We start from the raw sequence: 2,590 nt of genomic DNA on the forward strand, positions 1-2,590 counted from the left end.
AGTAGGGTAAGAACCCGGCGCCTTGCCATATCACTATGGTAGGTTTCCGAGAACTCCCCTCCGAACCGGACTTACACCTCTCGATGTATCCGGCTCTCCAGATGTCAGTCTAATTTCCCTGCGTGTAACTTATCGTGACAGTCAATGCAGAGTGCCATTGTCTTGCGTTTACGCCCAATCATGGCGATTTCCCATTGTTTTCTGCCACTTAAATCTTTGAGTTTTCGTATATGGTGTATTTCAAGCGGCACATTCTCTGCGCCACACCACTCACACCTGTTTGCTTGCAGTCTTTTTATAAGGCTATTACGCCCATAATTCTCAAAAATTCTTGCTACTATATCAGGATTTCCGCTTTCTACTTTAGTGTCCCGGCGGAACCCATTATTGTAAAACAATACCTTTCCGACCTTGCCGTTTTTCTTCGGATATTCCACAACAAAATCTTTTCCTTGACGGTACTTGCGGATAATTCTGCTGATTCGTGTCCGATATTTTCCAGCAAAGGTTTTGAGCATACTGTATCTCATTACATAGTAGAAGTTATTGAGTACAGACACGTTGTTTGCAAGTCGGTAGTAGTTATACAATCCACGGATTTCTGCGTTGTATTGGTTTAGGATTTCCAAATCGTCCAAGTGCAACAGGCGAGTGCGCCGGACAGGCTCCCAAACCTCTTTGTTTCCATTTTGTTTGTCGTATTTAATCTTGAGGGCATTGTAGGAGAACAGTCGTTTTACCCACTTATCATGGGGAACATAAAGTAAGACTTTTCCATTGTTTACCCGTCTGGTAGCCCCGGTTTTGGTCTTTTTGTTGTGTTCGCCTTTGGCGATTGTGACCTCATATCCCAAGAACTTCGCAGCGTCGTGTCCATGAGTAATCAATGTCTTTTCCTCGGACATTTCCAGATGGAGTTTGTCCCGGATAAAGCAGCCTACATCTTGTTTAATCTGTTCTGCGTCCTCTTTGCTGCCGATAACTCCGATTAAGAAATCATCGGCGTATCGGATATAGCAAAGCCGTTTATAGCTATCGTCCATCTGGTCGCTATACGGTATAGATTTCAGACTACGCCGCAGTTCCCGGATTTCTGCAATTAAGCCCTCTTTTTCTTCCACGCTCATTTTAGAGATATTTCTTTTAAGCCTTTGTTCTTTCCCACGGCAGACATCCAATTTCTTCTTGAACGCAGGATTGATTTTACGGCGGTTTCCGCAGTTGAATTTCTCTGCATACTCTGCCATATAACTGTCCAGTTCGTTCATGTAGATGTTTGCCAGGATAGGGCTGATGATGGAGCCTTGCGGAGTGCCGGAATAAGTATTGTGATAATTCCAATCCTCCATATATCCAGCTTTCAAGAACTTCCAGAGCAGACCGATGAAATATTCATCTGCAATCCGCTTTCGCAAAATAGCAATCAACACATGATGGTCTACGTTGTCAAAACAGCCCTTTATATCTCCCTCAACGAACCACTTTGTCCCCGTAAAATATTTCTGCACATATTTGAGTGCCGTATGACAGCTTCTGTTTATACGGAAACCGTGGGAATAGTCGCTAAAGGTTGGCTCATAAATACTCTCTAAGATGAGCCGCACCACCTCCTGTATCAGTTTATCGTCGAATGACGGTATTCCCAGAGGACGCATTTTCCCATTGGATTTCGGGATATACGTTCTCCTTGCCGGGTTAGGCTGATAACTAAAATCCCGCATCTTTTCAATGAGGGCGTTTATCCTTGCCATTCCCATTCCGTCAATGGTTTTGCCGTCTGTTCCGGCTGTCATGTTGCCTGGTTTCGCCTGTATCCGCTGATATGCCAGCAGATAGAATTGTGGATTGTACAGGTTGCGGTATAACCGCTCGTACTTGTAACTCTTGTTACACGCCTTGGATTTTAGGCTTTCCAACACATTTTCAGGACTTCTCATAATGCCTCACGCACCTTTCCTTTTTATGAATTGGTTGACATCCTGCCTCCCTTCGCCATGTAGACGGCTTTCCCGCCCTCGGACTACTACGGAGGCTCCGTTGCCATGCCGGATATTCATCGTCATCTTTCTTGGGTTTTTACCCCTTGAAATTTATCGCCTTGCGGCATTACGCATAGCCGGATAGTTCCGGCGTTCCGGTTTAGGCAATCTCCAGTTAGACACTTTGGGAAAAGCGTATTATGATGTCGGTAGTGGGGTTTCGTCCTTTTCCGCTTACTGCGGCTGGCTGTCATAAGTATCGTGCGGTCTGTGTTTACCTGTCACATTCCGCTATGACATACGGCGAATACAACCATCCTGCGCCGCCGGGTCGAGTATCCCGCCTCGGACTGCCCTTAAAGCAGTTTAGCCTTGCTCCTCATTCACAATGTTGCGTCTTGCCGCTCAGTCGTGGGTAGATGGTTTCCCCAACTTGCGATTTTTCCGATACGCTGTTGTCCCCCTTGTGGTTTCCCTCCGGGGTAAATCGGATGACGCTAAAGTGACGCTTTTCACGTCTTTGATACTTTTCTTTACCGGCTTGCTAAAGCCGGGTTCCCAAAATGCCCGCACACCGCCTTTGGATGAAAAGCGGCGCTTCTGGACGCGCG

Annotated in this window: 2 protein-coding genes; both read right to left on the reverse strand. The window is 46.3% G+C overall.

Annotated features, from left to right (window positions below):
• Positions 1 to 104: 104 nt before the first annotated feature.
• Positions 105 to 1,937 (reverse strand): reverse transcriptase/maturase family protein, encoded by a 1,833-nt coding sequence (locus DWX28_RS19085; protein WP_118254765.1) that lies wholly within the window; start codon positions 1,935 to 1,937, stop codon positions 105 to 107.
• A gap of 447 nt (positions 1,938 to 2,384) precedes the next feature.
• Positions 2,385 to 2,590, reverse strand: a 206-nt coding sequence (locus tag DWX28_RS19745; protein ID WP_207661141.1) for a hypothetical protein, incomplete at its 5' end; no start/stop codon positions are given.

Origin of the sequence: Blautia sp. AF19-10LB, assembly GCF_003461245.1 — a bacterium.
Classification (GTDB): Bacteria; Bacillota; Clostridia; order Lachnospirales; family Lachnospiraceae; genus Blautia_A; species Blautia_A intestinihominis.